Source organism: Chitinophaga sp. (assembly GCF_036569125.1).
Taxonomy (GTDB): domain Bacteria; phylum Bacteroidota; class Bacteroidia; order Chitinophagales; family Chitinophagaceae; genus Chitinophaga.
Genome location: NZ_DATCRF010000584.1, coordinates 1 through 2,357 on the forward strand (window position 1 = coordinate 1; position 2,357 = coordinate 2,357).

At 47.6% G+C, this 2,357-nt stretch carries 2 protein-coding genes; one reads left to right on the forward strand and one right to left on the reverse strand.

Annotated elements, in window-relative coordinates; all coding sequences use genetic code 11:
* Positions 1–1,443 (reverse strand): trypsin-like peptidase domain-containing protein (locus VIM87_RS21885; RefSeq protein ID WP_331999069.1); only part of this gene is annotated, 1,443 nt, incomplete at its 3' end.
* Between the two features lie 197 nt (positions 1,444–1,640).
* Between VIM87_RS21885 and VIM87_RS21890 the strand changes: the two genes are divergently transcribed.
* Positions 1,641–2,294, forward strand: coding sequence for a BON domain-containing protein (locus VIM87_RS21890; RefSeq protein WP_331999070.1), 654 nt, complete (start codon positions 1,641–1,643; stop codon positions 2,292–2,294).
* The last annotated feature ends 63 nt before the right edge of the window (positions 2,295–2,357 follow it).

Genomic DNA, 2,357 nt, shown 5'->3' on the forward strand with positions numbered 1-2,357 from the left:
GAGCTCCACCATATAGGGTGCATCGGGAAAATCGTCATAAATACCCGTTAGCAATACTTTCCCTTTGCTGTTCATTAACATGTGCAGCAGGTTGTCCCTGGAATGTACGGGCTGGTTGTTAAGCTTAAGTATAATGAACCCCGGTTCAATACAATTGGATTCAAACACGGTTCCACGCCTCACTTTAATAAGCCTTACCCCGCCTTCAATATCCAGCTGCTGTTTTTCTGTTGCGGAAAGGTCAGCGATCTCAATCCCCATCCTGTTCAGCAACGGCGTGTATTCAGCGTTTGTTTGCGTTGTTATTTCCTGCTGGCTGTTAAGCCACACCGCAACGTTCAGTGATCTTCCGTTGCGCATACCGGAAACCATCACCTTATCTCCGGGATGATGCAGCAGCATCATTTCATTAAACCGGGCCACGTTCTTTATTTCACGGCCATCCAGGCGCAGGATCAGATCACCTTTGCGCAACCCGGCGCTCATACCGGCGCCCTGCTGCAATAAGCTGTCTATATATAAGCCGGGAGCATAAGGCATATCTTTCAAAAAAACGCCCATATAGGCCCTGGAAGCCATTCCATAATGCAACAGATCGTTGCACACCTTCCTTACCACTTCTACCGGGATGGAAAAGGAGTAACCGGTGTAATTGCCGGTGGGGGTAATGATGCCGGTGTTAACCCCTATCAGCCTGCCGTTAATATCTACCAGCGCCCCGCCGCTGCTCCCTTCATTCATCACCGCATCTGTTTGTATAAAGGAGGTGATGCCGCCTTTCTCCTCGAGGGTATTAATGCTTCGGGATCTTGCGCTGATAATACCTGCCGTTGCAGTACATTCCAGGTTCAGTGGGTTGCCGATAGCCAGCACCCAATCCCCAACGGCTACAGAGTCTGTGCTGCCGAATGCAACAAATGGCAATCCCCTGGCCTGTATCTTTAATAAAGCCAGGTCAGTGAGTGAATCGGCGCCAATCAACCGCGCATCGTAGCTGCGTTTATCGGGCAGCTGCACTTCAACCGACAAGGTGTTTGCCGCAACATGATAATTGGTTACGATGTAACCGTCGCTGCTTAGAATTACACCGGATGCGCTGCCGGTATAGTCTTGCCTGTTCGTATTGGGCCATAGCTCATCATTATAAAATTTTGAGAATGGATTGATATCCGGACGTTGATACCCGGTTTTGTAGGTAGCTATGATATGCACAACCGCAGGGGATGCTTTTGCAGCGGCATACCGGAAGCTAACCGCAGGCGGCGGCACACTGGCATTGGCAAAGTTTTTTTCAGGCTGCTGTGATTCCTGTTGTTTTTGCTCCAGGGACTTAAAGGAAGTAATGCCGGCCCGGAAGCGGACCTCTTTTTCCTGTGCATTAGCCCGCAAGCCTGGGAGATGCGGCAGCACTAACATAGCAGCAAAGAACAGTGCATTTTTCATAACCTGATTTTTCTTAAAACTATTCTTTTACCAGGGCGCACCCAATGACGGGCATCAGCTACCGTTATGACCTCTATCAAAGCAACAACAGTGATGCAGATCAGCCACCCTCCTAACAAAGGTCATTGAAGCATAGGCTGATAACAGGTTACTTTGGTTAATTATTAATAACTATTTCAAACATAAAATTCTGCTTTATGAAATCAGATATTGAACTGCAACGCGACGTGATGGATGAAATATTATGGGATCCCATCCTGCATGCTGCTGAAATCGGGGTAATTGTTAAACAGGGTGTAGTAACACTGATAGGAGCGGTGAAGAACTATGCTGAAAAAGTAGCGGCTGAAAAAGCAGCTAAACGTGTAAAAGAGGTTAAAAGTGTAGTAATGGACCTTAGCATCAGGATCACCAATGAATCCAAAAGATCGGATGAGGAGATCGCGGGAGCCGCTTTAAACGCGCTTAAATGGAGCAGCTTTGTGCCGGAGGACCGTGTTAAGCTGAAAGTAAAAGACGCCTGGATCACCGTTACCGGGGAAGTGGAATGGCAGTTTCAGAAGGAATCCGTTACCAGCGCGGTTGAGCACCTGGTAGGCGTAAGAGGCGTAACTAATTTTATAAAGGTAAAGCCCTCGCTCAACGCCATCCTGGTAAAAGATGTTATTAAAAAAGCCCTGGAAAGAAGCGCTGATATTGATGCAAACTCTATTGACATTCAGCTGAGCGGCGGTAAGATATTGCTTACAGGCAAGGTACGTTCATGGGGACAGCGGAAGGAAGTGGAACGTGCGGTATGGGCCACCCCGGGTGTAACGGAAGTAAATGATCAACTGACCATTGCCTCATGATACTACGCTATTTATATAATGGCCTTTTAACGCCGTGCATTTTTTATAATCTTATAGCCCTCG